Annotated in this window: 25 protein-coding genes; 8 read left to right on the plus strand and 17 right to left on the minus strand. The window is 67.5% G+C overall.

All coding sequences use genetic code 11. The annotated features are described in order from the left end of the window. Positions 1–7 precede the first annotated feature (7 nt). The 10 genes from MSG_RS14715 to dop form a co-directional block, all read right to left on the minus strand. Entirely contained in the window at positions 8–2,761 is a 2,754-nt protein-coding gene (locus tag MSG_RS14715) for a DEAD/DEAH box helicase (protein ID WP_096440722.1), read from the minus strand. A gap of 24 nt (positions 2,762–2,785) precedes the next feature. Further along, the gene (tatC, locus tag MSG_RS14720) at positions 2,786–3,661 is read right to left on the minus strand and encodes a twin-arginine translocase subunit TatC (protein WP_232011292.1); all 876 of its coding nucleotides are present in this window, start codon (positions 3,659–3,661) and stop codon (positions 2,786–2,788) included. Positions 3,662–3,798: 137 nt separating this feature from the next. After that, the gene (gene tatA, locus MSG_RS14725) at positions 3,799–4,065 is read right to left on the minus strand and encodes a Sec-independent protein translocase subunit TatA (protein WP_096440725.1); all 267 of its coding nucleotides are present in this window, start codon (positions 4,063–4,065) and stop codon (positions 3,799–3,801) included. 71 nt (positions 4,066–4,136) lie between these two features. Beyond that, positions 4,137–5,099 (minus strand): helix-turn-helix transcriptional regulator, encoded by a 963-nt coding sequence (locus tag MSG_RS14730; RefSeq protein WP_096440727.1) that lies wholly within the window; start codon positions 5,097–5,099, stop codon positions 4,137–4,139. 49 nt (positions 5,100–5,148) lie between these two features. Next, positions 5,149–6,156 carry a helix-turn-helix transcriptional regulator gene (locus MSG_RS14735; protein ID WP_096440729.1) on the minus strand — a complete coding sequence of 336 codons (1,008 nt, stop codon included), beginning with the start codon at positions 6,154–6,156 and terminating at the stop codon, positions 5,149–5,151. Positions 6,157–6,243: 87 nt separating this feature from the next. Continuing rightward, on the minus strand, positions 6,244–7,602 hold the full coding sequence (gene pafA, locus MSG_RS14740) for a Pup--protein ligase (RefSeq protein WP_096440730.1): 1,359 nt from the start codon (positions 7,600–7,602) through the stop codon (positions 6,244–6,246). Positions 7,603–7,782: 180 nt separating this feature from the next. Beyond that, a complete protein-coding gene (prcA, locus tag MSG_RS14745) occupies positions 7,783–8,571 on the minus strand; it encodes a proteasome subunit alpha (protein ID WP_096440732.1) in 789 nt (262 codons plus the stop codon). Beyond that, positions 8,568–9,467: a proteasome subunit beta gene (gene prcB / locus MSG_RS14750; protein WP_096440734.1), complete on the minus strand. Its 900-nt coding sequence runs from the start codon at positions 9,465–9,467 to the stop codon at positions 8,568–8,570. The genes prcA and prcB overlap by 4 nt, the downstream gene beginning before the upstream one ends. Then, complete coding sequence (locus MSG_RS14755; RefSeq protein WP_096440736.1) at positions 9,464–9,658, minus strand: ubiquitin-like protein Pup; 195 nt, start codon at positions 9,656–9,658, stop codon at positions 9,464–9,466. Before MSG_RS14755 ends, prcB begins: the two co-directional genes overlap by 4 nt. Positions 9,659–9,762: 104 nt before the next feature. Beyond that, positions 9,763–11,271, minus strand: coding sequence for a pup deamidase/depupylase (dop, locus tag MSG_RS14760; protein WP_162899227.1), 1,509 nt, complete (start codon positions 11,269–11,271; stop codon positions 9,763–9,765). A gap of 242 nt (positions 11,272–11,513) precedes the next feature. Here dop and MSG_RS14765 point away from each other — a divergent pair, with 242 nt between their 5' ends. Further along, positions 11,514–12,680: a hypothetical protein gene (locus MSG_RS14765; protein WP_096440738.1), complete on the plus strand. Its 1,167-nt coding sequence runs from the start codon at positions 11,514–11,516 to the stop codon at positions 12,678–12,680. Between the two features lie 4 nt (positions 12,681–12,684). Beyond that, a complete protein-coding gene (locus MSG_RS14770; RefSeq protein WP_096440740.1) occupies positions 12,685–13,290 on the plus strand; it encodes a hypothetical protein in 606 nt (201 codons plus the stop codon). A gap of 42 nt (positions 13,291–13,332) precedes the next feature. Here the strand turns inward: MSG_RS14770 and arc are convergent, their stop codons facing one another. Continuing rightward, complete coding sequence (arc, locus tag MSG_RS14775; protein WP_096444523.1) at positions 13,333–15,162, minus strand: proteasome ATPase; 1,830 nt, start codon at positions 15,160–15,162, stop codon at positions 13,333–13,335. Positions 15,163–15,475: 313 nt separating this feature from the next. Here arc and MSG_RS14780 point away from each other — a divergent pair, with 313 nt between their 5' ends. Beyond that, the gene (locus MSG_RS14780) at positions 15,476–16,081 is read left to right on the plus strand and encodes a hypothetical protein (protein WP_096440742.1); all 606 of its coding nucleotides are present in this window, start codon (positions 15,476–15,478) and stop codon (positions 16,079–16,081) included. Then, complete coding sequence (locus tag MSG_RS14785; RefSeq protein ID WP_096440744.1) at positions 16,082–16,354, plus strand: DUF503 domain-containing protein; 273 nt, start codon at positions 16,082–16,084, stop codon at positions 16,352–16,354. Positions 16,355–16,382: 28 nt separating this feature from the next. On the opposite strand, the gene trmI is transcribed toward MSG_RS14785, so the two are convergent. Beyond that, positions 16,383–17,225 carry a tRNA (adenine(58)-N(1))-methyltransferase TrmI gene (gene trmI, locus MSG_RS14790; RefSeq protein WP_096440746.1) on the minus strand — a complete coding sequence of 281 codons (843 nt, stop codon included), beginning with the start codon at positions 17,223–17,225 and terminating at the stop codon, positions 16,383–16,385. A gap of 73 nt (positions 17,226–17,298) precedes the next feature. Here trmI and MSG_RS14795 point away from each other — a divergent pair, with 73 nt between their 5' ends. After that, entirely contained in the window at positions 17,299–18,165 is an 867-nt protein-coding gene (locus MSG_RS14795; RefSeq protein WP_096440747.1) for a RecB family exonuclease, read from the plus strand. An 8-nt stretch (positions 18,166–18,173) separates the two neighbouring features. Here the strand turns inward: MSG_RS14795 and MSG_RS14800 are convergent, their stop codons facing one another. The 5 genes from MSG_RS14800 to MSG_RS14820 all read right to left on the minus strand — a co-directional run bounded on the left by MSG_RS14800 (position 18,174) and on the right by MSG_RS14820 (position 21,995). Then, positions 18,174–19,556, minus strand: a complete 1,383-nt coding sequence (locus MSG_RS14800) for an FAD-containing oxidoreductase (RefSeq protein WP_096440749.1) — start codon at positions 19,554–19,556, stop codon at positions 18,174–18,176. Continuing rightward, the gene (locus tag MSG_RS14805) at positions 19,553–20,074 is read right to left on the minus strand and encodes a DUF4126 domain-containing protein (RefSeq protein ID WP_181159246.1); all 522 of its coding nucleotides are present in this window, start codon (positions 20,072–20,074) and stop codon (positions 19,553–19,555) included. The genes MSG_RS14800 and MSG_RS14805 overlap by 4 nt, the downstream gene beginning before the upstream one ends. Positions 20,075–20,184: 110 nt before the next feature. Continuing rightward, the gene (hisG, locus tag MSG_RS14810) at positions 20,185–21,042 is read right to left on the minus strand and encodes an ATP phosphoribosyltransferase (RefSeq protein WP_096440751.1); all 858 of its coding nucleotides are present in this window, start codon (positions 21,040–21,042) and stop codon (positions 20,185–20,187) included. 2 nt (positions 21,043–21,044) lie between these two features. Then, positions 21,045–21,326: a phosphoribosyl-ATP diphosphatase gene (locus MSG_RS14815; protein ID WP_096444527.1), complete on the minus strand. Its 282-nt coding sequence runs from the start codon at positions 21,324–21,326 to the stop codon at positions 21,045–21,047. A 66-nt stretch (positions 21,327–21,392) separates the two neighbouring features. Then, a complete protein-coding gene (locus MSG_RS14820) occupies positions 21,393–21,995 on the minus strand; it encodes a TetR family transcriptional regulator (protein ID WP_096440753.1) in 603 nt (200 codons plus the stop codon). 302 nt (positions 21,996–22,297) lie between these two features. Here MSG_RS14820 and MSG_RS14825 point away from each other — a divergent pair, with 302 nt between their 5' ends. The 3 genes from MSG_RS14825 to MSG_RS14835 are packed head-to-tail and all read left to right on the plus strand — an operon-like array spanning position 22,298 to position 25,574. Continuing rightward, complete coding sequence (locus tag MSG_RS14825) at positions 22,298–23,137, plus strand: MlaE family ABC transporter permease (RefSeq protein WP_096440755.1); 840 nt, start codon at positions 22,298–22,300, stop codon at positions 23,135–23,137. 1 nt (position 23,138) lies between these two features. Further along, positions 23,139–24,002, plus strand: coding sequence for an MlaE family ABC transporter permease (locus MSG_RS14830; RefSeq protein WP_096440757.1), 864 nt, complete (start codon positions 23,139–23,141; stop codon positions 24,000–24,002). Continuing rightward, positions 24,003–25,574 carry an MlaD family protein gene (locus MSG_RS14835; RefSeq protein WP_096440759.1) on the plus strand — a complete coding sequence of 524 codons (1,572 nt, stop codon included), beginning with the start codon at positions 24,003–24,005 and terminating at the stop codon, positions 25,572–25,574. The last annotated feature ends 4 nt before the right edge of the window (positions 25,575–25,578 follow it).

A 25,578-nucleotide genomic window follows, 5' to 3' on the forward strand; every position in this document is an offset into this window, starting at 1 on the left:
GCCCAGCCTACCCGGCGTCAACTGCGACGACGCCGCGCCGAACGTCATTGATAGCGCGTTTGGCGGTGGCTCGCAGTTCAGGATCGGGCGCGGCGTTGCGCACCTGGTCGAGCAGGTCGAGCACCTGGCGGCACCACCGCACGAAATCGCCCGCCAGCAACGGGGAGCCGGTGCCGGTGGCATCCGCGGCGGCCAGCGCCGCGGTCAGATCGCCGCTGCGGGCCCAGCGGTAAATCACGCCAACGAAGCCGTCGTCGGGTTCGCGGCTCGGGGTGATCCGGTGCGTCTGCTCGTCGGCGCGCAACGCCGTGGACAGCCGCGACGTCTGATGCAGCGCCTGCCGCAGCGCCGGCGTCGGCGCGTCCGCGGCGAACGGGCCGCCGGGCCCATCGCCGCCGCGGCTCTCGTAGAGCACCGCGGAGACCACTGCCGCCAGCTCCGCCGACTTCAGCCCCGCCCACGCGCCGCTGCGCAGGCATTCGGCGACCAGCAGATCGCTCTCGCTGTAGATGCGGGCCAACAGCCGCCCGTCATCGGTGACCCGCGGATCGTCGGCGGGCCCCTGGATGAACTCGCGCTCGGTGAGCAGCCCGACGATCCGGTCGAACGTGCGGGCCAGCGAGTTCGTCGCAGCCGCGACCTTCTTCTTCAACTGGGCGTTGTCGCGTTCGATGCGCAGATAGCGCTCGGCCTGGCGGATCCGCTCCTCGAGGCCCGGGCCGTTGTGGGCGGGATGCTGGCGCAGCTGGGTCCGCAGCGACGCCAGCTCCGGGTCGTGAAACCCGTCGTCCTCGCCACCCCCGCGCCGGCGCCTCGGCGGCAGCACCAGCCCCTCAGCGGCCGATCGCAGCGCCGACGCCAGGTCGCGCCGCACCCGCGGCTGCCGGTGTTCGACCCGCTTGGGCAGCGACATCGACCCGACCGGCTCCGTCGCGCCCGAATAGTCGGCCGACGAAATGCGGCCCGCCCACCGGTGTTCGGTCAGCACCAACGGCCGCGGATCGTCTCCGTCGCGGGCCGACTCCAGCACCACCGCCAGCCCGCCGTGGCGCCCCTGCGTGATCGTGATGATGTCGCCGCGGCGCAGACCGGCCAACGCCTCGCTGGCCGCCTGCCGGCGATGCAGCCGCGACGCCCGCGACTGCGCCTTCTCCATCTCGGAGATCCGCGCGCGCATCCGGGCGTAGTCGAGAATCTGCGCGTCGGGCCCGCCCAGTTCGGCGGCGATCTCGTCGAGCAGGTGGACACCGCGCTCGATGCCGCGGACCAGCCCGACGACGGATCGGTCGGCCTGATACTGCGCGAATGACTGCTCGAGCAGCTGATGGGCCTGCTCCGGGCCCATCTGCTGCACCAGGTTGATGGTCATGTTGTAGGACGGCGCGAACGAGCTGCGCAGCGGAAAGGTCCGGGTGGACGCCAGCCCGGCCACCGCCGACGGTTCACTGGTCTCCTCGCCGGGATGCCACAGCACCACGGCGTGGCCCTCGACGTCGATGCCGCGCCGCCCGGCGCGCCCGGTGAGCTGGGTGTACTCCCCCGGCGTCAGCGGCACGTGCTGCTCGCCGTTGAACTTCACCAGCCGCTCAAGCACCACCGTGCGGGCCGGCATGTTGATGCCCAGCGCCAGCGTCTCGGTCGCGAAAACGGCCCGCACCAGGCCGGCGGTGAACAGCTCCTCGACGGTATGCCGGAACGCCGGCAACATCCCCGCATGATGGGCCGCCAGCCCGCGCAACAGCCCCTCGCGCCACTCGTAGTAGCCCAGCACCCCCAGATCGGCGTCGTCCAGGTCGCCGCACCGGTGCTCGATCACCTCCGCGATCTGCGCGCGCTCCTCGTCGCTGGTCAGCCGCAGCGGCGAGCGCAGGCACTGCTGGACGGCCGCGTCGCAGCCGGCCCGGGAGAACACGAAGGTGATCGCCGGCAGCAACCCGGCCGAATCCAGCGTCGCGATGACGTCCGGGCGCGGCGGGGGGCGGTAGAACCGCGGTCGGCTCGGACGCCCGCGCCCGCGGTGCCGCGGCTGCCAGTCCGACATCCGGTCGGCCTCGCGGCGCTGGGCGATGTAGCGCAGCAGGTCCGGGTCCACGCGCGGCTTGTGTGTGTCGCCGGCTTCGTCGTGGCCGTAGTCGAACAGGTCGAACAGCCGCTTGCCCACCAGGACGTGTTGCCACAGCGGCACCGGCCGGTGCTCGTCGACCACCACCGTCGTGTCGCCGCGCACGGTCTGGATCCAGCCGCCGAACTCCTCGGCGTTGCTCACTGTCGCCGACAGGCTGACCAACCGCACCTCGTCGGGCAGGTGCAGGATGACCTCTTCCCACACCGGGCCCCGCATCCGGTCGGCAAGGAAATGCACCTCATCCATCACGACATACGAAAGGCCTTGCAACGCAGGCGAATCCGCGTAGAGCATGTTGCGCAGCACCTCGGTGGTCATCACCACCACCGGCGCGTCGGCGTTGACGGACATGTCGCCGGTCAGCAAACCAATCCGCTCACGGCCGTAGCGCGCGGTCAGGTCGGTGTGCTTCTGGTTGCTCAGCGCCTTGAGTGGCGTGGTGTAGAAGCACTTGCCCCCGGCCGCCAACGCCAGGTGCACGGCGAATTCACCGACGACCGTCTTGCCGGCGCCCGTCGGGGCGCACACCAGCACGCCGTGCCCGCGTTCGAGGGCCTCGCAGGCCCGCCGCTGAAAGCCGTCGAGCGCGAACGGCAACTCCGCGGCGAAGCGATCCAGCTCGGGCAGTTCCGTCACGCCGCCGCCGGGTGCCGCGCGGGTCTAGGTGACGTCGTCATGCTGCCCGGCGGACAGGGACGGCTCGGGGATGGACTCCGAGATCGGTGAAGGCGCCTCGATCACCGACGCCTGGTCGTCGGGAATCGCCGTCTGCGCTTCGCGTTTGGCTTTGCGCCGATCGTGCAGCCTGGAGATCTGGATGGCGAACTCGAGCAGCACCGACAGCGCGATGCCCAGCGCCGTCATCGAAAACGGGTCGGACCCCGGCGTGAACACGGCCGCGAACACGAACACCGCGAAGATCAGCCCCCGCCGCCACGACTTGAGCTTCTCGTAGGTCACGATGCCCGCCATGTTCAGCATCACGATCAGCAACGGGAATTCGAAGCTGACGCCGAACACGACGAGGAGATTGATCAGGAAGCCGAAATAGCGGTCCCCCGACAGCGCGGTCACCTGCACGTCGCTGCCGACCGTCAGCAGGAAACCCAGCGCCTTGGACAACACGAAGTAGGCCAGCACGGCGCCGCCGACGAATAGCACCGCGGCCGGGACCACGAATGCGATCGCGAAGCGGCGCTCCTTTTTGTAGAGCCCGGGGGTGATGAATGCCCACAGCTCGTAGAACCAGACCGGGCAGGCCAGCACGATGCCGGCCGTCATCCCTACCTTGAGCCGCAACATGAATTGGTCGAACGGCGCCGTGGCCAGCAGCCGGCACTGCCCGTCGGCGCTGATGTCCGCGCGCGCCGACTGCGGCAGCGAACAGTAGGGGTGCCGCAGCCACTCGCCCAGGCTTTCCAGCCCGAACATCGAATGCCCGTACCAAAGAAACCCGAAGATCGTCGTCACCAGGATCGCGGCCAGCGAGATCAGCAGCCGGGTGCGCAGCTCGGTCAGGTGATCCACCAGCGACATGGTCGCGTCGGGGTTGATACGGCTGCGCCGGTTGCGGGGGTTGAGCCGCTTCAGGACGGCAGCCGCGCGCGCTGAAGTTTTGGATACGTTCACGACGCTCGGTCAGTGCGCTCGGGCACCGCGACTGGGACGCCGGGCTAAGCCGGGCGCGCCTCGGTGTGACCGTGCTCGGTCGCCGCCGGCGGGTCGACCCGCTCCGACTGCACGGGCTGAGGAGCGACCGCGGGTGTCGAGATGGACGGCGCCTCCGGCTTGCTCTCGGTCTGCATCTCGCGCAGCTCGGACTTGAAGATACGCATCGACTTGCCCAACGAACGCGCCGCGTCGGGGAGCTTCTTGGCACCGAAGAGCAGGATCACCACGACCGCGAGGATCGCCCAGTGCCACGGACTAAGACTGCCCACTTTGATTACCTCCAGACGTCCACCCGATGCTACCGCAGCGCGGCCAACAGCCGGTGGCTCCGCGCCGCGGCTCAGGCGGTGACGGCCTGGTAGGACTCCAGGGCCGCCGCCGCGGCATCGCGGACACGCTGCGCCAACGGCTGCGGTTCAACAACCTGCACGGCCGCGCCGAATCCCAACACCAGGCGCGTCAGCCACGCCTCCGAGGCGTAGGTCATGACCGCCTCGCACGAGCCGTCCGGCAGCTCGTTGACGTCGCGCATCGGGTAGTACTCGAACACCCACGACGCCGACGGCGCCACCCGCAGCTTGGCCGATGGCAGAGCCGGATCGCCGTCGAACAGCGAGGTATCCGGCCGTGCCTGCAGCGCCGGTTCGGGCGGGGCGGCCGGCTCCCCCAGCTCGGTGGCATCCACGATCCGGTCGAAGCGGAACAGCCGCACCCCTTCGGCCTCCCGTGACCAGGCCTCCAGGTAGCTGTGGCCGCCGATCAGCAGGACCCGGATGGGATCGACGACCCGGCTGGTCAGGGTGTCGTGCGAGGCGGAGTAGTAGTCGATCGACAGCGCGTGCTTGTACTGCACCGCGGTGCGCACCGCTGCCGCGGCCCGGTTCTCGATGGGCGCGGGCTCGTCGACGGCCGCCGTGGCGTCATGTCCGACGGTCCCGGCCGCGGCCGCGATCTTCGCGATCGCGCTGCGCGCGGCCTCCGGATCGACGACGCCCGGAATGTCGGCCAGGGCACGCAACGCCACCAGCAGGCCGGTGGCTTCGGGCGAGGTGAGCTTCAACGGCCGGTCGATGCCGGCCGAAAACGTCACCTCGATGGTGTCGCCGGAGAACTCGAAGTCGATGAGGTCGCCCGGGAAATAGCCGGGCAGCCCGCACATCCACAGCTGATTGAGGTCCTCCTCCAGCTGCTTGGCGGACACGCCGAGCTCGGCGGCCGCCTCGGCGCGGGTGATCCGCGGGTTGGCCTGGAAATACGGCACCATGTTCAGCAGCCGCACCAGGCGGGTCGAGACGGGAGTCATTGGCGCCACTCCTCCTCATCGCTCCGCTCTGCATCGCCGCTGCCGCAGGTCATGCCGACAGTCCTGCCTGTGCGCGCAGCCGGTCCAGTACGTCGTCGCGCAGCGATTGCGGCTCCAAGACGACGGCGTCGGCCCCGTAGCCGGCGATGTCGCGTGCCAGCCGATCGGTGTGTCCGATCTCGAGTTCGATCACTTCCCCGCCGCGGCCGGCCAGCTCCCGGGCGCCGATGGACGTCCCGGCGCGGCGCAGCGCGGTGGCACGGCCGTCGGCGACCCACACCCGGGCCCGCACGCCGGTCGGTGCCCCTGAAATTTCCGTCACGGACTGCGCGACGATCTTACGCAGGTCGACTCCGTCCGGGATGTTGACGGCGCCGGCCGGGCCGATCGCGGTGACCTCGTCGCCGATGCGCGAGAGCCGGAAGGTACGGGTGTCGTCGCGGTCACGGTCGTGGCCGACCAGATACCAGCGGCCCTTTTCGGTGATCACGCCCCACGGCTCGACGGTTCGCGTGGTGTACGGCTCGGCCCGCGACGGCCGGTGTTCGAACTGCACCGCCTGGCGAGAATCGATGGCCGACAACAAGATTCCGAGAACGTCCTCCGACCCGCGTAGGCCCGGCACCCCGGCCGGCGAGGCGATGGCGAACCGCGCCCCTTCGTCCAGGGGATCGACGTCCACCCCCGCGGCGCGCAGCTTGAGCAATGCGCCCTGGGTCGCGGTAATCAGTTCGGGCGACTCCCACAGCTGGGTGGCTACGGCGACCGCGGCCGCCTCGTCCGCGGTCAGCTCGACCGGCGGCAGCGAGTAGGCGTCGCGGTTGATGCGGTAACCCTCGGTGGGATCCAGGGTCGACACCCGGCCCACCTCCAGGGGCACGCCCAGGTCGCGCAGTTCGTTCTTGTCCCGCTCGAACATTCGCGAGAAGGCCTCGACGCTGGGGCTGTCCGAATAGCCCGCCACGCTGGTTCTGATCTTTTCGGCGGTGATGTAGCCGCGGGTGGACAGCAGAGCGATGACGAGGTTGACCAGTCGTTCGACTTTCGAGGTCGCCATTTGCTCCAGATTAGATGGCCCGCACCGCGCGCGTGCACCGACGTGCCGACGACACCGTGGCGCATCGGCCACTGCCGACGCGGCAGGTCACATGCTGGCGATGAGCCGCTTGACCCGCTCGTCGACCGCGCGGAACGGGTCCTTGCACAGCACGGTGCGCTGCGCCTGATCGTTGAGCTTGAGGTGAACCCAGTCGACGGTGAAGTCGCGACCGGCCGCCTGGGCGGCGCTGATGAATTCGCCGCGCAGCCGCGCGCGGGTGGTCTGCGGGGGGTTTTCGACCGCCTCGGCGATCTCCTCGTCGGTGGTGACCCGCGCCGCCAACCCCTTACGCTGCAACAGGTCGAAGACGCCGCGGCCGCGCTTGATGTCGTGGTAGGCCAGGTCCAGCTGGGCAATCTTCGGATCGGACAGCTCCATGTTGTAGCGGTCCTGGTAGCGCTGGAACAGCTTGCGCTTGATCACCCAGTCGATCTCGGTGTCCACCTTGGCGAAGTCCTGGCTCTCGACGGCGTCGAGCTGACGGCCCCACAGGTCGACGATCTGCTCGATCTGCGCGTCGGGCTCGCGGGTCTGCAGATGCTCGACGGCGCGGGTGTAGTACTCGCGCTGGATGTCCAGCGCACTGGCCTGACGCCCACCGGCCAGCCGCACCGGCCGACGGCCGGTGACGTCGTGGCTCACCTCGCGGATCGCGCGGATCGGATTGTCCAGCGAGAAGTCACGGAACGGCACGCCGGCCTCGATCATCTCCAGCACCAACGCCGCGGTCCCCACCTTGAGCATGGTGGTGGTCTCGCACATGTTCGAGTCGCCGACGATGACGTGCAGGCGCCGGTACTTCTCGGCGTCGGCGTGCGGCTCGTCGCGGGTGTTGATGATCGGGCGGCTGCGGGTGGTCGCCGAGGAGACGCCCTCCCAGATGTGCTCGGCACGCTGCGACAGGCAGAACGTCGCCGCCTTCGGGGTCTGCAGTACCTTGCCGGCGCCGCAGATGAGCTGGCGGGTGACCAGGAACGGCAGCAGCACGTCGGAAATCCGGGAGAACTCGCCGGCCCGCACGATCAGGTAATTCTCGTGGCAGCCGTAGGAGTTGCCCGCGGAATCGGTGTTGTTCTTGAACAGGTAGATGTCACCGCCGATCCCCTCGTCGGCGAGCCGTTGTTCGGCGTCCACCAGCAGGTCTTCCAGCACCCATTCGCCGGCGCGGTCGTGGGTGACCAGCTGCACCAGGCTGTCGCATTCGGCAGTGGCGTATTCGGGGTGACTGCCCACGTCGAGGTAGAGGCGGGCGCCGTTGCGAAGGAAAACATTGGAGCTGCGGCCCCAGGACACCACGCGGCGGAAAAGGTAGCGAGCAACCTCATCCGGGCTCAGCCGGCGGTGGCCATGGAACGTGCAGGTGACACCGAACTCGGTCTCGATGCCCATAATTCGCCGCTGCACATATTCGAGGGTACTTGTTGTGCGAACGTGGATGTGAGCTGCCGCGCCCACGAATGAAATTGGGGACGATCGGCCGCGCCCGGGACGCCGCGGCGGTCACGCATTCGGCAGCCGCAGCCCACGCCGATCCATGTGGCTGGCGATGCCCGTGTGGTTGGTGGTGATGCTGCCCCGGCCGGGTCAGCCGGCCGGTTTGCCGTCGGAGTCCGGCGCTTCGCCGTCGGAGTCCGAGCCGTTGGATTCCGAGCCGTTGGCCTGCACCTCGCGCACCAAGTTTTCCAGGGCGGAGCGACCGATTCGCCGAAACGCGCGACGGGGCCGCCCCGCGTCGAGGATCGCCACCTCGAGGCTGGCGACGTCGAGCGAGGGCTGGTCGCCGCCCGAGGTTTCCGCGCTCCCCGCCCGCAGCGCCTCCAGTGCGATCCCCAAGGCGTCGTGCAGGTCGGCGTTTTCGGCGTAAGACTCCTTGAGCGCGTTGGTGATCGGCTCGGTGGTGCCGCCCATCACCACGAAGTGCGGCTCGTCGGCGATGGACCCGTCGTAGGTGATGCGGTACAGCTCGGGTGGTTTCGTCTCCCCGTAGTGCGCCACCTCGGCGACGCACAGCTCGACCTCGTAGGGCTTGGCCTGCTCGGTGAAGATGGTGCCCAGCGTCTGTGCGTAGACGTTGGCCAGTTGCCGTCCCGTGACGTCGCGGCGGTCGTACGCGTAGCCACGGGTGTCGGCGAACTGGATGCCCCCGCGGCGCAGGTTGTCGAATTCGTTGAACTTGCCCGCGGCGGCAAACCCCACGCGGTCATAGAGCTCGCTGATCTTCTGCAGCGACCGCGACGGGTTTTCCGCGACGAACAGCACGCCGGCCGAGTAGGCCAGCGCCACCACGCTGCGGCCCCGCGCGATCCCCTTGCGCGCGAGCTCGCTGCGCTCGCGCATCGCCTGCTCGGGCGAGATGAAGTACGGGAAGCTCACCGCTCACCCCGCGGTTCGCCATCGGGGCCGAAAGTATCGGCGCGGGAACGACTTTCGATGACGCTGCGGGCCAGCTCGGCAATGCGGCTCTCGGCGACGTCCGCCGCGCCCTCGGCGCCGATGGTGACGGCCGTCGGGTAGATGCCGCGGACCAGGTCCGGTCCGCCGGTCGCCGAATCGTCGTCGGCGGCGTCGTACAGCGCTTCGACGGCCACCCGCAACGCCGAATCGGCGTCGGTGACCCGTGAGTACAGCTTCTTGATCGACGACTTGGCAAAGATCGATCCTGACCCCACCGACTGGTAACCCTCTTCCTCGATGTTCCACCCGCCGGCGGCGTCGAAGGAGACGATGCGCCCGGCGCTCTGCGGGTCGGCGGCGTGAATGTCGTAGCCGGCCAACAACGGCAGGGCCACCAGCCCCTGCATCGCGGCCGCCAGGTTGCCGCGCACCATGATCGCGAGCCGGTTGACCTTGCCGGCGAACGTCAGCGGCACGCCTTCGAGCTTTTCGTAGTGCTCGAGCTCGACGGCGTAGAGCCGGGCGAATTCGACGGCGATCGCTGCCGTACCGGCGATGCCGGTGGCCGTGTAGTCGTCGGTGATGTACACCTTCTTGACGTCGCGGCCGGCGATCATGTTGCCCTGCGTCGAACGCCGGTCACCGGCGATGAGGACCCCGCCCGGGTATTTCAGCGCGACGATGGTCGTCCCGTGCGGCAGTTGGCTTCCGGAGGTGCCGGGCTGCGCGTTGCCGCTCAGGACCGCCGGCAGCAACTCGGGGGCCTGGCGCCGCAGGTAATCAGCGAACGAAGTCGGGTTTACAGCAGGAATTCCGGAGAATGCGGACCCGGAAAGTGGGGAGTGTGACAGACGATCAGAAAACGACCAGGTCACTGTCCGCCCTTTTGGACATACGCCCGGACGAAGTCCTCAGCGTTTTCCTCAAGGACATCGTCGATCTCGTCGAGTAGGTCGTCGGTCTCGTCGGTCAGCTTTTCGCGACGCTCTTGACCCGCGGCCGTGCTATCGACGACTTCATCGTCGTCACCGCCACCACCGCCACGCTTGGTCTGCTCCTGCGCCATCGCCGCCTCCTGCTTCGTCTGGGCTCGTTAGCAGCTACACAACGCGCCCGCTGGTATTTCTCTACCCTACCGGTCCACCCGGACGTTTCCCGGCCTAACAACACTTAGCTCGTAAGCTGTGCTACCAGCTCGACGGCGCTGTCCACCGAATCCAGGAGCGCACCGACGTGCGCTTTGCTGCCCCGCAGCGGCTCCAAGGTGGGGATGCGGACCAGCGAATCACCACCGAGATCGAAAATCACCGAGTCCCAGCTGGCCGCGGCGATATCGGCCCCGAACCGGCGCAGGCATTCGCCCCGGAAGTAGGCGCGGGTGTCGGTCGGGGGGTTATTCACGGCCTCGATCACCTGATGCTCGCTGACCAGCCGTTTCATCGAGCCCCGCGCGACCAGCCGGTTGTACAGGCCCTTGTCCAATCGGACATCGGAATACTGCAGGTCGACGAGGTGCAGCCGCGGCGCCGACCAGCTGAGGTTCTCGCGCTGCCGGAAGCCCTCGAGCAGGCGCAGCTTGGCCGGCCAGTCCAGCAGCTCGGCGCAGTCCATGGGGTCGCGTTCGAGCAGGTCGAGCACGTGCGCCCAGGTTTCGACGACGTCGGCCGCCCGCGGGTCTGGATCGCGGCTGTCCACCAGCTTCGCCACCCGATCGAGGTAGATCCGTTGCAGCGCAAGGCCGGTCAATTCGCGCCCGTCGACCAGGGCCACGGCGGTGCGCAGCGACGGGTCGCGGCTGATCGCGTGGACGGCATGCACCGGCCGAGCCAGCGCCAGATCGCTGAGGTCGATGCCGTGCAGCGGGCCCTCCTCGATCAGGTCGAGCACCAGCGCCGTGGTACCGAGCTTCAGATACGTCGAGGTCTCGGCGAGGTTGGCGTCACCGATGATGACGTGCAGCCGGCGGTAGCGATCGGCATCGGCGTGCGGCTCGTCGCGGGTGTTGATGATGCCGCGCTTGAGCGTGGTTTCCAGCCCGACCTCGACCTCGATGTAGTCGGAACGCTGAGACAGCTGGAAGCCCGGTTCGTCGCCCGAGGGGCCGATGCCGACCCGGCCGGAGCCGGTCACCACCTGCCGCGACACCAGGAATGGGGTCAACCCGGCGATGATGGCCGAAAACGGCGTCTGGCGGCTCATCAGGTAGTTCTCGTGCGACCCGTAGGAGGCGCCCTTGCCGTCGACGTTGTTCTTGTACAGCTGCAGCTTGGCGGCGCCGGGGACGCTGGCGACATGCCGGGCCGCGGCCTCCATCACCCGCTCGCCCGCCTTGTCCCAGATCACCGCGTCCAGCGGGTCGGTGCACTCGGGCGCGGAGTATTCGGGGTGGGCGTGATCGACATAGAGCCGCGCGCCGTTGGTCAAGATCATGTTGGCCGCGCCGACCTCGTCGGCGTCGACGATCGGCGGCGGCCCCGCCGAGCGGCTCAGGTCGAAACCGCGGGCGTCACGCAGCGGTGACTCGACCTCGTAGTCCCAACGGGTGCGCTTGGCGCGCTGGATGCCGGCGGCGGCGGCGTAGGCCAACACCGCCTGAGTCGAGGTGAGGATCGGGTTGGCGGTCGGGTCGGACGGCGACGAAATGCCGTACTCGACCTCCGTCCCGATAATTCGTTGCATCCCACAAGCGTAGGCCGCGACACTCCAAGCCTCCGGGCGGCCCGCGCTTGGCGAACCACCCGGCCGTGCCGCGCCGGCCGGCGCACGGCGCCACCCGCGCGGGCCATCCGCCCTCGGCACACGCAAATTCGTGGTGCCCATCCGGCCGATGGTTGAAATGAGTTCTCGTGCAACGCCTGGAGCTCGGCAGCGATCTTCAAACGCCCAGCGCACCGGTTGTTGCACCACTAGGGTGACCCGTTGTGGACCTCTCTCTGCGCCGCGCGGCGGGCCACCCGAAAACGGTCACCGTCGCGGCCGAAAGCTGGTTCCTGGAACGCGGCCTGCCCTCGGTCCTGACCCGGCGGGGACGCTGGCGGCGGCTGTGGACGCGGTCGTCTCCCATGCTGACCGCGTGGGCGACCGTCGAGGCCTGCCTGCTGAGCGTGTTCTTCACCAGCGACGGCCACGAAGTGTTCATCGACGGAACGCCCACGACGAGGCAATGGGTCATTCTGGGCATGCTGGCGGCCGCCCTGCCGCTGGCCGCCCTATTCGGCTGGCTGGTGTCGCGGATATCGAACGCGCGCACCCGCACGGCGGTCGCATCGTTGGCGGTGGTTTTCACGATCGCCTGCGGAGTCTTCGAAAGCGGCCCGGTCCAGCTGACGCGCGACGCGGTGATCCTGGCCCTGGTGTTGCTGCTGACCGGTTCCGGTGTGGGGTCGGTGCTTGCGTGGGCGGTGCGCATGACGTTCGAACACCTGGCGACGGTGGGCACGCTCGCGATCCGGGCCCTGCCGATCGTGCTGCTGACCGCCTTGGTGTTCTTCAACACCTACGTGTGGCTGATGGCCGCCACCATCAACGGGCAGCGGTTGTCGCTGGCAATCGTTTTCCTGGTGGGCATCGCCGCGGCGTTCGTCGTGTCCAAGACCGCGGAACGGGTGCGACCGCTGCTCAGGTCTACGGCCTCGCTGCCCGGGGGCGACGAGGGCCTCGCCGGGACGCCCTTCGCCGCGATGGCCGACCCGTCGCCCGGTTCGGCCCTGACGAGGGCGGAGCGCCTCAATGCGGTCTTCCTGCTGGCCGCCTCGCAGCTGGTCGAGATCCTGGTGGTCGCCCTCGTCGGGGCCACGATGTATCTCATTCTCGGCCTGATCATCCTGACGCCGTCGCTGCTCAACGAATGGACCCACACCTCGGTCAGCACCGCGACGGTACTGGGATGGACGCTGCCCGTACCGGATTCGCTGATTCACATGTGCCTGTTCCTGGGCGCGTTGACGTTCATGTACATCAGCGCCCGGGCAGTCGACGACGCCGAGTACCGCGCCATGTTCCTCGACCCGCTGATCGACGACCTGCACGTTGCCCTGGCCGCCCGCAATCGCTACCGCGGCGGCGTCCCCTCAACAGAAAGCGAGTAAACAAGTGGCCGACCTGTCCGGAAAGCGTTATGGCGAAGTGCTTCTCGTGGAGATCACCGACTCTGGCCCACGAGCCAGCGTCTACAACAGCTTCCCGCTCAACGAATGCCCCGCCGAACTGTGGTCCGCGCTGGACCCGCAGGCCATCGCCGCCGAAAACGGTGCCGCTGCAGCGTTACTCAACGGCCCGCGCTACTGGCTGATGAACGACATCGAGAAAGTCGCCCAGGGCCCGCAGGAGACCAAGACCTTCGGCGGCATCGAGATGATCAAGCAGGCCACCGTGGATCTGACGTCGATGAACCCGGCGCCGTATCTCGCCAACGAGGTCAGCCGTAACACCGTCTTCGTCTTCAACGCCGGCGAGGAGATCTACGAACTCGTCGACGCGCAAGGACGGCGCTGGGTCATGCAGACCTTCAGCCAGGTCGCCGACCCCAACCTGTCGCGATCGGACCTGCCGGGCCTGGCCGACCGCCTCGACCTACCGGAAGGCTGGACGTATGCGCCGCGGGTGCTGACCGAGACGCTGCGCGTGGACACGACGACCCGGCCCGCCCAGGTGCTGCAGGACAACCTGACCAACAGCTACTCGCTCGAATTCGATTGAGCCGCTGCGGGTTTGAGTACCTTTCGAGCACCTTTCGAGCGCCTAGAGGTACTGGCCCAGGTTCGATTCGGTGTCGATGGCCCGCGACGCGCTCGAGCTCTTGCCGGTGACCAGCGTGCGGATGTAGACGATCCGCTCGCCCTTCTTGCCCGAGATCCGCGCCCAGTCGTCGGGGTTGGTGGTGTTGGGCAGGTCCTCGTTCTCGGCGAACTCGTCGACGATCGAGTCGAGCAGATGCTGAATACGCAGACCCGGTTGGCCGGTCTCCAGCACCGACTTGATCGCGTTCTTCTTCGCCCGGTCGACCACGTTCTGGATCATGGCCCCGGAGTTGAAGTCCTTGAAGTACATGACTTCCTTGTCACCGTTGGCGTAGGTGACCTCCAGGAACCGGTTGTCGTCGATCTCGGCGTACATCCGCTCGACGACCTTTTCGATCATCGCTTGGATGCAGGCGCCGCGGTCGCCCGCGAACTCCGCGAGGTCGTCGGCGTGCACCGGCAACGTCTCGACGAGGTACTTCGAGAAGATGTCTTGTGCCGCTTCGGCATCCGGCCGCTCGATCTTGATCTTGACGTCGAGACGCCCGGGCCGCAGGATCGCGGGGTCGATCATGTCCTCGCGGTTCGAGGCGCCGATCACGATGACGTTCTCGAGCCCCTCCACGCCGTCGATCTCGCTGAGTAGCTGCGGGACCACCGTGGTCTCGACGTCGGAGGAGACGCCGGTGCCACGGGTGCGGAAGATGGAGTCCATCTCGTCGAAGAACACGATCACCGGCGTGCCCTCGGAGGCCTTCTCCCGCGCCCGCTGGAAGATCAGCCGGATGTGGCGCTCGGTCTCGCCGACGAACTTGTTCAGCAGCTCGGGGCCCTTGATGTTCAGGAAGTAGGACTTGGCCTCGCGAGCATCGTCACCGCGCACCTCGGCCATCTTCTTGGCCAGCGAATTGGCAACCGCCTTGGCGATCAGCGTCTTACCGCAGCCGGGCGGGCCGTAGAGCAGCACGCCCTTGGGCGGGCGCAGCGCGTATTCGCGGTAGAGCTCCTTGTGCAGGAACGGCAGCTCGACGGCGTCGCGGATCTGCTCGATCTGGCGGGTCAAGCCACCGATGTCCTGGTAGCTGACGTCGGGCACCTCTTCGAGCACCAGGTCCTCGACCTCGGCCTTGGGGATGCGTTCGAAGGCGTAGCCCGCCTTGGTGTCGACCAGCAACGAGTCGCCCGGGCGCAGCTTGCGCGGGCGGCTGTCGTCGTTGAGCGCGTCGGGGTGGCCCTCCGGCAGGTCCTCCGCCACCAGCGGCTCGGCCAGCCAAACGATGCGTTCTTCGTCGGCGTGGCCGACGACGAGCGCCCGGTGACCGTCGTTGAGGACCTCCCGCAAAGTCGAGATCTCGCCGACGGATTCGAACGTGCCGGCCTCGACGACGGTGAGCGCCTCGTTGAGGCGGACGGTCTGACCTTTGCGCAAAGCCGACACTTCGATATTCGGCGAGCACGTGAGTCGCATCTTGCGGCCCGACGTGAACACGTCGACCGTCTCGTCGTCGTGAGCACCGAGCAGCACTCCATAACCGCTCGGCGGCTGCCCCAGCCGGTCCACTTCTTCTCGAAGCGCCAACAGTTGTTGGCGGGCTTCTTTAAGAGTTTCCATTAATTTGGAATTGCGGGCCGCCAGCGAGTCGATACGGGCCTCAAGTTGATGGACATCGCGCGCGGAGCGCGTGCCACCCTGCGCCCCGGCCGCCTGCTCGAGTTGCTCGCGCAACGCGGCGGCCTCTCGGCGCAGCTCTTCCAGTTCGGCGGCATCGCCGCTGGACAAGCCTGTTTCAGGATTGATGCCGAATGCTTCAGAACGCTCTGAGTCACCCATGTCGCGCTCCTTTCCCGCCCCGAAGTGATGCGGTGGATGCTTCAACGCTACCGGCGATTGGCCGTTCATGCGTGAACTCAAAAGCCATCAAAAGTCGCGTCTTTGCTCCCACTGGTAACCTCGGCGTCGATTTGAGACCACCGGAAGGACACCCCGTGCCCGCAAAAGCCCTCGCCACAGGCGTAGCAGCCGTCGCGGTCATCAACACTATGTTTCCGGATGTGACTTCCATTGCACCCGTTGGCCCCCCGGCCGCTAGGAATCACCACGAGCCGGAAGCCGTGACCGCCGCGCCGGCCGGCTGACCGAGCGGATGCACCGACACCTGCGCCCAGCACTGATCGTCGCCACCGCGGTGGGGGCCGTCGGGCTCGTGGGATGCTCGCACAGCGAACCTCGTGTCCCGGCTTCAGCTAGCTCGTCCGTGGTGCCGCCCGCGCCGAGTCCGATTGTGGCCACCGCCGTGCCGACGGCGCCGCTGCCGGTGCCCCAGGCCCTGACCGACATCCTCAGCCGGCTTGCCGACCCGGGCATCCCCGGCGCCAACAAGGTTGCCCTCGTGGAGGGCGCCACCCCGGAGAGTGCGGGCACCCTGGACAAGTTCATCAGCGCGCTGCGTGACAACGGGTACCTGCCGATGACCTTCGCGGCCGACAACATCGCGTGGTCGGACAAGAACCCCTCAAACGTGGTGGCCACGATCCGGGTGGGCACCGCCCAGCCGAACAACCGCTCGTTCGCATTCCCCATGGAGTTCACGCCGTTTCAGGGCGGTTGGCAGTTATCCCGCCGGACCGCGGAAATGCTCCTAGCCCTCAGCAACTCGCCGGCGCCGGCCAATCCGCCCGGGCCGCCGCCACCCCCGGTGCCACCGCCGCCGGCTGCCGCGCCCCCCACGACCGCCGCCCCGCCGCCGTAGATGTGGATCGGCTGGCTGGAATGCGATGTCCTGCTGGGCGACGTGCGATCGCTCAAACAGAAGCGCTCGGTGATCCGGCCCGTCATCGCCGAGCTACGGCGCAAGTTGAGCGTCTCGGCCGCCGAGACCGGCGCACAGGATCTGTATCGGCGCGCGGGCATCGGCGTGGCGGTGGTCTCCGGTGATCGCGCCCCTGCGGTCGATGTCCTCGACGCCGCCGAAAGGTTGGTCGCCGCGCATCCGGAGTTCGAACTGCTGTCGGTGCGGCGCTAGCTGATCCGCAGCGACGACTAGCGGGGCGTCATCCGTCCCTGCCCGGTCGCTTGCGACCCAACGGCATCGGGGCGACGACGCCCGGCGCGAGTCGGCGCGTCGCGATCAAGAACGCGGTGTGCCCCCGCATCGAGTGCTGCGGTCGCACCGCCAGGCCGACGACGTTCCACCCGCGCTGGATCGTCTCCCACGACCGCGGCTCGGTCCAGCACTGCTGCGCGCGCAGGGCCTCCACGGCTTTCGACAGCTGGGGGACGGTCGCGACATAGATGATCAGCACCCCGCCGGGCGTCAGCAGTCGGGCGACGGCCTCGAGCACGTCCCAGGGGGCGAGCATGTCCAGGATCGCCCGGTCGAACGACCCGTCGGGCAGCTCGGAATCCCCGACGTCGCCGATGATCAGCCGCCAGTTGTCGGGCGCCTGGCCGAAGAACACCGACACATTGCGCTGAGCGTGCACGGCGTGGTCGTCGCGCAGCTCGTAGGAGACGACCTTGCCCTGCGGCCCGACGGCGCGCAGCAGCGAGCAAGTCAACGCGCCCGATCCGGCTCCGGCCTCCAGCACCCGGGCGCCGGGGAAGATGTCGCCCTCGTGCACAATCTGGGCGGCGTCCTTCGGGTAGATCACCTGCGGGCCCCGCGGCATCGACATGATGTAGTCCACCAGCAGCGGGCGCAGCACCAGGAACGGCGATCCGCTGCTGGATTTGATCACGCTGCCCTCGTCCAGCCCGATCACGTCGTCGTGGGCGACCGCGCCGCGATGGGTGTGGAACTCGGCTCCGGGCGTCAACTCGAACGTGTAGTGGCGGCCCTTGGCGTCGGTGAACTGGACGCGTTCGCCAACAGTGAAGGGGCCGGTTGCGGGCACGGCGTCTAGCGTGCCAGCCGACTCGCCGGGGCGGGTGTTCGGGGTTGTCGGTACCCGGTCATAGGCTGCGAGAATGACCGACCAGCCGCAGGAACGCGCACGGCCTGCGCTGTCTCCGTCGCGGGCGGCGGACTTCAAGCAGTGCCCGTTGCTGTACCGCTTCCGGGCGATCGATCGGCTGCCCGAACCGCCGTCGACCGCGCAGCTGCGCGGATCGGTGGTGCACGCGGCGTTGGAGCGGTTGTACGGCCTGCCCGCCGCGTCGCGGGGGCCCGAGACGGCCAACTTGCTGGTGGAGCCCGCGTGGGAACAGGTGCTCACCGCCGAACCCGGCCTGGCCGCGGAGCTCGAGGCGGAGGTGCGGGTCCAGCTGCTCGACGAGGCCCGCGCGCTGCTGGCCGGCTACTACCGCCTGGAAGACCCCACCCGATTCGACCCGCAGTGCTGCGAACAGCGGGTCGAGGTCGAGCTTGCCGACGGCACGCTGCTGCGCGGCTTCATCGACCGCATCGACGTCGCCACGACCGGCGAGCTGCGGGTGGTCGACTACAAGACCGGCAAGGCCCCGCCGGAAGCCCGGGCGCAGGCCGAGTTCAAGGCGATGTTCCAGATGAAGTTCTACGCGGTGGCGCTGCTGCGGTCCCGCGGCGTGCTGCCGACCCGGCTGCGGCTCATCTACCTGGCCGACGGCCAGGTCCTGGACTACTCACCCGAGCACGACGAGCTGCTGCGCTTCGAGCGCACTCTGATGGCGATCTGGCGCGCCATCCAATCTGCCGGTGCGACAGGCGATTTCCGCCCGCATCCGTCGCGCTTGTGCGACTGGTGCCCGCACCAGAGCCTGTGCCCGAGTTTCGGCGGGACGCCGCCGCCCTACCCCGGCTGGCCGGATCGTCCACGCGCAGAAGCTGTTTCGCACCCGACCGAGCCGGCCGCGTAATCCCCCGACTACTGCAGCGGCGACATCTCCTGCAGCATGGTGGGAATCAATTCGCTGACGGTGGGATGAATGTGCATCGTGCGCGACAGCGTCGTGTAGGGCGCCTTGGCCGACATAACGTCAAGAATGCAATGGATCGCCTCGTCGCCACCAACTCCGAGGATGGCCGCCCCCAGGATCTCGTGGGTGTCGGCGTCGACCACGACCTGCATGAAGCCTTGCGTCTCACCCTTTTCCACCGCTCGGCCGACCCTGGTCATCGGCCGCTTGCCCACCAGCGCCTTGCGACCCGACTTGCGAACCTCGCCGACGGTCATTCCGGCGCGTCCGAGCGGCGGATCGATGTAGAGGGCGTAGGTGGTGATGCGGTCGCTGACCCGGCGCGGGTCGTCATCGAGCAGATTGGCGGCCACGATCTCGAAGTCGTTGTAGGAGGTGTGGGTGAACGCGCCTTTGCCGTTGCAATCGCCCATCGCCCAGATGTGGTCCACGCTGGTCTTGAGCTGATCGTCGACCACGATGTAGCCGCGCGGGTCGGTCTGCACCCCGGCGGCCTCGAGACCCAGGTCGTCGGTGTTGGGGCGCCGTCCCACCGCCAGCAGCAGCCGATCCCCCTCGACAGGTACGGCACCGACGGCAGGGGTGAGGTTGAATCCCTTGTCGCTCTTGCTGATTCGGACATCGTCCGCGCCGACGACGATGTCGATCCCCTCGCCCTCCAGGATCTGCCTGATCGCGGCCGAAACATCCTCGTCCTCGCGGGGCGCGAGCCGCGGGCCCCGTTCGACCACGGTCACCTGGGCACCGAAGCGCCGGTACATCTGGGCGAACTCCAGCGCGATGTAGCTGCCGCCGACGATGACCAGATGGTGCGGCAGGGTGTCGAGTTCGAGGATGGACACGTTGGTGAGGTAGTCAACCTCGGATAGCCCCGGGATGTCGGGGACGACGGCACGGCCGCCGACGTTGAGGAAGATCCGATCGGCGTGCAGGATGTCTTCTCCTGCTTGAGAGGCGACCCGCACGGTATGCGGATCCTCGAGACGGGCGTGGCCGCGAAAGACAGTGCAGCCGTTCATACCCTGTAGCCAGTTCTCGACGCCCTCGCGGTCGGCGAGCATGATGCCGTCTTTGCGCGCCTTGACTTTCCCCAGGTTCACGGTGATAGAGCCGGTCGCGACGCCGTATTCGGTGCCGCGCCGGGCCAGGTGCGCGGCGTGCGCGCTGGCCACCAGCGTCTTGGTCGGAATACAGCCGTTGTTGACGCAGGTGCCGCCGATCAGTTTGCGCTCGACTACCGCGACGCTCTGCCCGGCCGCCGCCAACCGCCCCGCAAGTGGGGGCCCGGCCTGGCCCGCTCCAATGATGATCGCGTCGAAATGCCTTGTCACTTAACGCCCGACACGACGTAGTCCAAAAGGACGTGGTGCGTGACGGCGAGAATTGCGAACCCGCCCAGAATCGCGACGGCGTCCTCCAACAGCGCGATCGGCAGGTCCTGCCCCCCGCGAGCGGCGACCAGCCGCTTGCGGGCGTGATACCCGCCGAGGGTGCCGAGCGCCGCGCCGATCACGCCGGCACCCAGCGCGGTGAAGGTCCAGTGCGGCCAGGCGCCGAGGGCCGCGCCGGCTAACCCACCCATCAGCAGCCGAGCGCCGAACGCGGGCGGCGACGTACGCGGCGGCGTCTTGGGCAGCTTGTCGGTGACGAGTTCGGCGATGGCCAGAACCGTCAAGATCACGACCGTGATCGTGTTGCCCAACCAGGACGCCCAGGTGTGACTGAGATCGATCCAGCCGAGAACCGCGGGGGTGGCCGCCCACGCCACCACGGCGGGAGCCGTCAGGGAACGCAACCCGGCGACAACACCAATAAGCAATGCCAGCAGCACGATGAGTACGTGTGTCACGGAAACCTCCTGGGGACGAATAGCCCGTCGACGGTCGGGGGACAGCCCTCCCGTCACGCAGGCAGTCCCGCTACGGCGGACGCTAACACAGGCGTGACGTCAAAACACGATCAGAATCGACAAAATCTGATGTCAGAAGCCAGGATTGCTTTCGCCCCGATGGCGGCCAGCTCGTCCATGACTTCGTTGACGCCCCGGCGCGGCACCAACGCGCGGATCGCGACCCAGTCCGGGTCGGCGAGCGGGGCGATGGTCGGTGATTCCAGCCCCGGCGTGATCGACGTGGCCTTGTCGAGCACCGAGCGCGGGCAGTCGTAGTCCAGCATCAGGTACTGCTGCCCGAACACCACCCCCTGAATCCGGGCGACCAGCTGATCGCGGGCCGCCTGCGCCGCGCCGTGGCCGGCCGCGTCGACGCGCTCGATCAGCACGGCTTCCGAATCGCACAGCGGGTCACCGAATGCTTCCAGGTCATGCAGGCTCAGCGTGCGTCCCGACCCCACCACGTCGGCGATGGCATCGGCCACCCCGAGCTGGATCGAGATCTCCACCGCACCGTCGAGTCTGATGACGGTGGCTTCAATTCCCCTGTCTGCCAGATCTTTTCGAACCAGATTCGGGTAGGCGGTGGCAATCCGCTTGCCGGCCAGATCCGCCGTCGTCCACTCCCGGCCGGCGGGACCGGCATACCGGAAGCTGGACGATCCGAAACCCAGCGCCAGGCATTCGCGCACCGGCGCATCGGAATCGAGCACCAGATCCCGTCCGGTGATCCCGAAATCTAGCTCGCCGGAACCGACGTAGATGGCAATGTCTTTGGGCCGCAGGAAAAAGAACTCGACATGGTTGACACGGTCGATGACGGTGAGGTCCTTGGAATCGGTGCGTCGCCGGTAGCCGGCCTCCGAAAGGATTTCGGAGGCCGGCTCGCTCAGCGTCCCCTTGTTGGGAACCGCGACCCGCAACATGCTCACAGCTTCCGATAGACGTCGTCGAGGGACAGGCCGCGCGCAACCATCAGCACCTGCGTCCAGTAGAGCAGCTGGCTGATCTCCTCGGCCAGCGCCTCGTCGGGTTCGTGCTCGGCGGCCAGCCACACCTCGCCGGCCTCCTCGAGGATCTTCTTGCCCAGCCCGTGGATACCGCCGTCGAGCGCGGCGACGGTCGCACTGCCTGCCGGTCGGGTGCGGGCACGCTCGCCGAGCTCGGCGAACAGCTCCTCAAAGGTCTTCACGGCCAGCGATTGTTCCATGCGCCGACCGGCGAAGTCACGGCGGTTTCGGCTCACCTACTGGTCAATCACCAGATTGCTTCGCTCTCAGTCAAATCCGGCGAGCGCGATGCGCAGCGCATCTTCCAACTCGACGTGAAAGGGCGGGCTCGCGCTGACATCGGAGGCCAGCCAGCGATCGAGCACGAATTTGACCGTGGCCACGCTGGTATGAACCAGCAGCGCCGGCCGGATGTCAACCTCTGCATCGACACCCATGCGAGCGGCCACCTGCTCGATGAACTCAAGCAGATCGGATTCGCTGACCAGCATCGATTGACTCAACAAGTGAGGCGCAGCAGCGACCGCCTGACGCCACGTATCCAAGTCCTCGACCTCACTGATTTCTTGGGCACGGGCGACGGCGAGCTGTATCAACGCCTCGACCGCCGATTCGTCAGACGGTCTCGCGCCGTACAAGCCAACAGACTCGGCACTCGCCTCGCGCACGGGAGCGATCAGAAGACCTTCTTTGGTGGGCGCGTACCGGAAATATGTGCTGATCGATATGCCGGCAGCCGCGGCAATGTCCTCGGTCGTCACCGCCTCGAAACCGCGTTCGGCAAAAAGCTGGTGCGCGGTCCTATGGATCTGCGAAAGCAATTCTGCGCGGCGTCGGTCCCGCAACGAACCGGTGTTTGCTGAGGGCATGCCTTCGCCTCCGTCAATCCGAACGTTACGATCCCACGATGCCGTCCAAAGACGAACCTAGATGAGTGACTCTACACTATTGAAAGTCCCTATCAGGTAGGCTACCCTGACGGAGAACTAAGCGATGAGCAGCAATTTTCCGACAGCGAACCATCAAATAATTTCGAAAATGCACTGACAGACCCCGGAGTCCGCCTCTCGACTGCCTGATGGTGAGGTAGGGAAAAGCTTCGATGCAGACGATAGTCCATCGTGATGACTGATAACTTCAGTTTGCTCTGCGAAGCGCTAGTCGCGCCAGAATGACGAATGAAGTTGACGGCGTCATCGCCATCCGGGACTGGTCCACCGGGTACCTCAAGCGTCACCCGCTCGCGTCCCTGACCACGGTCGGCGAGCAATTCGTTCTCGGCGTACGGACCATCCAGTATTTCTTCATCGACCTCGTCACCGGCCGATTTCAATGGCAGGAGTTCGTCCGCCAAGGCGCATTCATGGCCGGGACCGCGGTATTGCCGACCATTCTGGTGTCGCTGCCGATCAGCGTGACGCTGTCCATCCAGTTCGCGTTGCTCGCCGGTCAGGTGGGTGCCACCTCGCTGGCCGGCGCGGCCAGCGGACTCGCCGTCATCCGGCAAGGAGCGTCGCTGGTGGCCGCGGTGCTGATGGCGTCGGCCGTCGGGTCGGCCATCACCGCCGACCTGGGCTCGCGAACCATGCGCGAAGAGACCGCTGCGATGGAGGTGATGGGGGTATCGGTGATCCGTCGCCTGGTCGTCCCGCGCCTGGCCGCGGCGGTGATGATCGGCGTGGCCCTCACCGGCGTCGTGTGCTTCGTCGGCTTCTTCGCCAGCTACATGTTCAACGTGTATTTCCAGGACGGGACGCCCGGCAGTTTCGTGTCGACGTTCGCGTCGTTCGCGACTACGGGTGACATGATCCTGGCGCTGCTGAAGGCGGTCGTGTTCGGCGCCATCGTGGCCATCGTGTCGAGCCAGAAGGGATTGTCCACCAAGGGCGGCCCGACTGGAGTCGCTAATTCGGTCAACGCCGCCGTCGTCGAGGCGATCCTGCTGTTGATGATCGTCAACGTCGCCATCAGCCAGCTGTACGTCATGCTCTCGCCCCGAACGGGGCTTTGACATGGCGACGATCACCAACCGTCCACCCACGCCGCTGTCGAATCGGGTCGGCCTGCTCTACCGCAGGGGCACCGCGCCGATCATCCGGCTGGGGCACCTGCTGGTGTTCTTCATCCGGGCGCTGGCCGCGGTACCGCTCACCCTGCGCCAGTACCGCGGGGAGTTCCTGCGACTGCTGTCGAACATCACCTGGGGCAACGGCTCGATCGTCGTGGGTGGGGGCACCGCCGGCGTGGCGGTCGTGCTCGGGATGACCGTCGGTGCGCTGGTCGGCATCGAGGGCTACAACTTCCTGGACCTGCTCGGGCTCGGCCCGGCGACCGGCTTCGTCTCGTCGTTGGTCAATACTCGCGAGCTGGCACCGCTGATGGCGTCGCTGTCCTTTGCGATGCAGGGCGGCTGTCGGTTCACCGCTCAGCTGGGGTCGATGCGTATCGCCGAGGAGATCGACGCGCTGGAATCCATTGCGATCCGCCCGATTCCGTACCTGGTGACCACCCGGCTGATCGCCTCGGTGGCCGCGATCGTCCCGCTGTATGCCGCGTGCCTGGCGATCGGCTACCTGACCACCCAGGTCGTCGTCGGGATCAGCAGCGGCGGCTCGACCGGCTCCTACCTGCACTACTTCACGCTGATGCTGGCCGGCCAGGACATCGTCTATTCGTTGATCAAAGCCGTCATCTTTGTGTGGATCGCGTCGACGATCCAGTGCTATTACGGCTATTACGCGACCGGCGGACCCGAGGGCGTCGGCGTGGCCGCCGGACACGGAATGCGCGCGAGCATCACCGTCGTGATCATCGTGAACATGCTGCTGACCATGGCGCTGTGGGGCGTCGGCGCCGGCGCGAGGTTCGGCGGTTAGATGCCGAATTCCTTTGAGCTGGACGGACGCGGCCCATCGGACCGGCAACTGCTGGCCACCGGGATGGCGGTCCTGGTCGTCGCGTCCCTGCTCACCGTCGCGATGCTGCTCAAGTCCACCGGCCGGCTCAACGACTACGTTCGGGTGGTCGCCGATCTGGTCAATGTCGGCGACGGGCTCCCGCAGAAATCCGACGTCAAGTACCACGGCGTGCTCGTCGGGATGGTCAACGACGTGATTCCGGCGGCCGACGGCAAGCCCAATTATGTCTATATCGACCTCAAACCCGAATTCGCCCAGTCGATTCCGGCTGCAGTGACCGCAAGAGTGGTGCCCAGCAACGTCTTCGCCGTGTCGTCGGTGCAGCTGGTCGGCGGTGGCCCCCAGGGCCCCGGGTCCATGATCCGGCCGGGCGCCCACATTCCCGAGGACAACCGGCTGCCGACGGTGCTGTTTCAAACCACCGTCAGCAAGTTGCGCGACCTGCTGGCCGCCGCCGGCCGCGGCCGCGACGACCGGTCGGTGGGCATCCTGGCCGCGCTCGGCGCCGCCACCGCTCACCGCCGCGTCACCCTGCTGAACGCCGGGGCGCAGTTGAATCGCCTCCTCGACCAGCTCAATTCGATTGTCAGCACGGATGCCGGCCCGTCGACGGTATCCGCGCTCATCGATGCGGCCCAAGGGTTGCAGCAGACCGCACCGGACCTGCTCGATGCCCTGCACCAGGCCGTCGAGCCGATGCAGACGTTCGCCGAGACACGCGGACAGTTGGTCTCGCTGCTCTCCGGCGCCGACTACACCCTCGGCACGACGCAGACATCGTTCAACAATCACATCGATCAGCTCATCAAGATCACCAGTGACTTCACGCCGGTGCTGGGCATCCTGGCGATGAAGTCCAACAACTTCGTGCCCGCGGTCACCAAACTGGACAACCTGGCCGACAAGTTCATGGAGGAAGTCTGGGTGCCGGGCAACGACGTCGGCAACATGCGCGCGATGCTCACCTTCACCCCGTCGTCCACCTACACCCGCGCGGACTGCCCGCATTACGGAGACCTGAAGGGCCCCAGCTGTTTTACCGCCCCGCTGATCCCGGTGCGTCCCGATCTGCCGCAAGTGCTGCTGCCGCAGAACTACCACCCGCCGAAGGACCTCGCCCCGCCGCCGGGCACGGTCATCGGCCCCGACGGAAACCTCGTCGCGGTCGGACCGCCGCTGATCAACGGGCCACCCAATCTGACCGATCCCAATCCCCCGCTCGCCCCGGGAATCACGCCGTCGCCGCCGGTGCCGGGCAGCGCCACCCCCGACAACCCCTCGCCCGGCGCGCCCGCGACGCCGTCGCCGAATGCCCCATGGATCGCGCCGGTCGCGCCGAAGGCGCCGTGGATACCGCAGTCCTCGTACCGGGGCTCTTTCGGGGGCAACGTCGGACCGGTCGGCAGCCAGTACGAGCGAAACATGCTCAGCGTGATCACCGGCGAGCCCGCCACGCCGGCGACCGAGCTGCTGCTGGGCCCGGTGGCCCGGGGCACCACGGTGTCGCTGAAACCCGGAGGGCCGCACTGACATG

This window comes from Mycobacterium shigaense, from assembly GCF_002356315.1.
GTDB classification, from domain to species: Bacteria; Actinomycetota; Actinomycetes; order Mycobacteriales; family Mycobacteriaceae; genus Mycobacterium; species Mycobacterium shigaense.

What these genes read in the sequence shown, in the direction of transcription:
- tatC (WP_232011292.1), bottom strand. Translation starts at nt 3,661, where the DNA reads ATGTCGCTGGTGGATCACCTGACCGAGCTGCGCACCCGGCTGCTGATC.
- MSG_RS14730 (WP_096440727.1), bottom strand. Translation starts at nt 5,099, where the DNA reads ATGACTCCCGTCTCGACCCGCCTGGTGCGGCTGCTGAACATGGTGCCG.
- MSG_RS14735 (WP_096440729.1), bottom strand. Translation starts at nt 6,156, where the DNA reads ATGGCGACCTCGAAAGTCGAACGACTGGTCAACCTCGTCATCGCTCTG.
- MSG_RS14755 (WP_096440736.1), bottom strand. Translation starts at nt 9,658, where the DNA reads ATGGCGCAGGAGCAGACCAAGCGTGGCGGTGGTGGCGGTGACGACGAT.
- dop (WP_162899227.1), bottom strand. Translation starts at nt 11,271, where the DNA reads ATGCAACGAATTATCGGGACGGAGGTCGAGTACGGCATTTCGTCGCCG.
- arc (WP_096444523.1), bottom strand. Translation starts at nt 15,162, where the DNA reads ATGGGTGACTCAGAGCGTTCTGAAGCATTCGGCATCAATCCTGAAACA.
- MSG_RS14780 (WP_096440742.1), top strand. Translation starts at nt 15,476, where the DNA reads ATGCACCGACACCTGCGCCCAGCACTGATCGTCGCCACCGCGGTGGGG.
- MSG_RS14785 (WP_096440744.1), top strand. Translation starts at nt 16,082, where the DNA reads ATGTGGATCGGCTGGCTGGAATGCGATGTCCTGCTGGGCGACGTGCGA.
- MSG_RS14795 (WP_096440747.1), top strand. Translation starts at nt 17,299, where the DNA reads ATGACCGACCAGCCGCAGGAACGCGCACGGCCTGCGCTGTCTCCGTCG.
- hisG (WP_096440751.1), bottom strand. Translation starts at nt 21,042, where the DNA reads ATGTTGCGGGTCGCGGTTCCCAACAAGGGGACGCTGAGCGAGCCGGCC.
- MSG_RS14815 (WP_096444527.1), bottom strand. Translation starts at nt 21,326, where the DNA reads ATGGAACAATCGCTGGCCGTGAAGACCTTTGAGGAGCTGTTCGCCGAG.
- MSG_RS14820 (WP_096440753.1), bottom strand. Translation starts at nt 21,995, where the DNA reads ATGCCCTCAGCAAACACCGGTTCGTTGCGGGACCGACGCCGCGCAGAA.
- MSG_RS14825 (WP_096440755.1), top strand. Translation starts at nt 22,298, where the DNA reads ATGACGAATGAAGTTGACGGCGTCATCGCCATCCGGGACTGGTCCACC.
- MSG_RS14830 (WP_096440757.1), top strand. Translation starts at nt 23,139, where the DNA reads ATGGCGACGATCACCAACCGTCCACCCACGCCGCTGTCGAATCGGGTC.
- MSG_RS14835 (WP_096440759.1), top strand. Translation starts at nt 24,003, where the DNA reads ATGCCGAATTCCTTTGAGCTGGACGGACGCGGCCCATCGGACCGGCAA.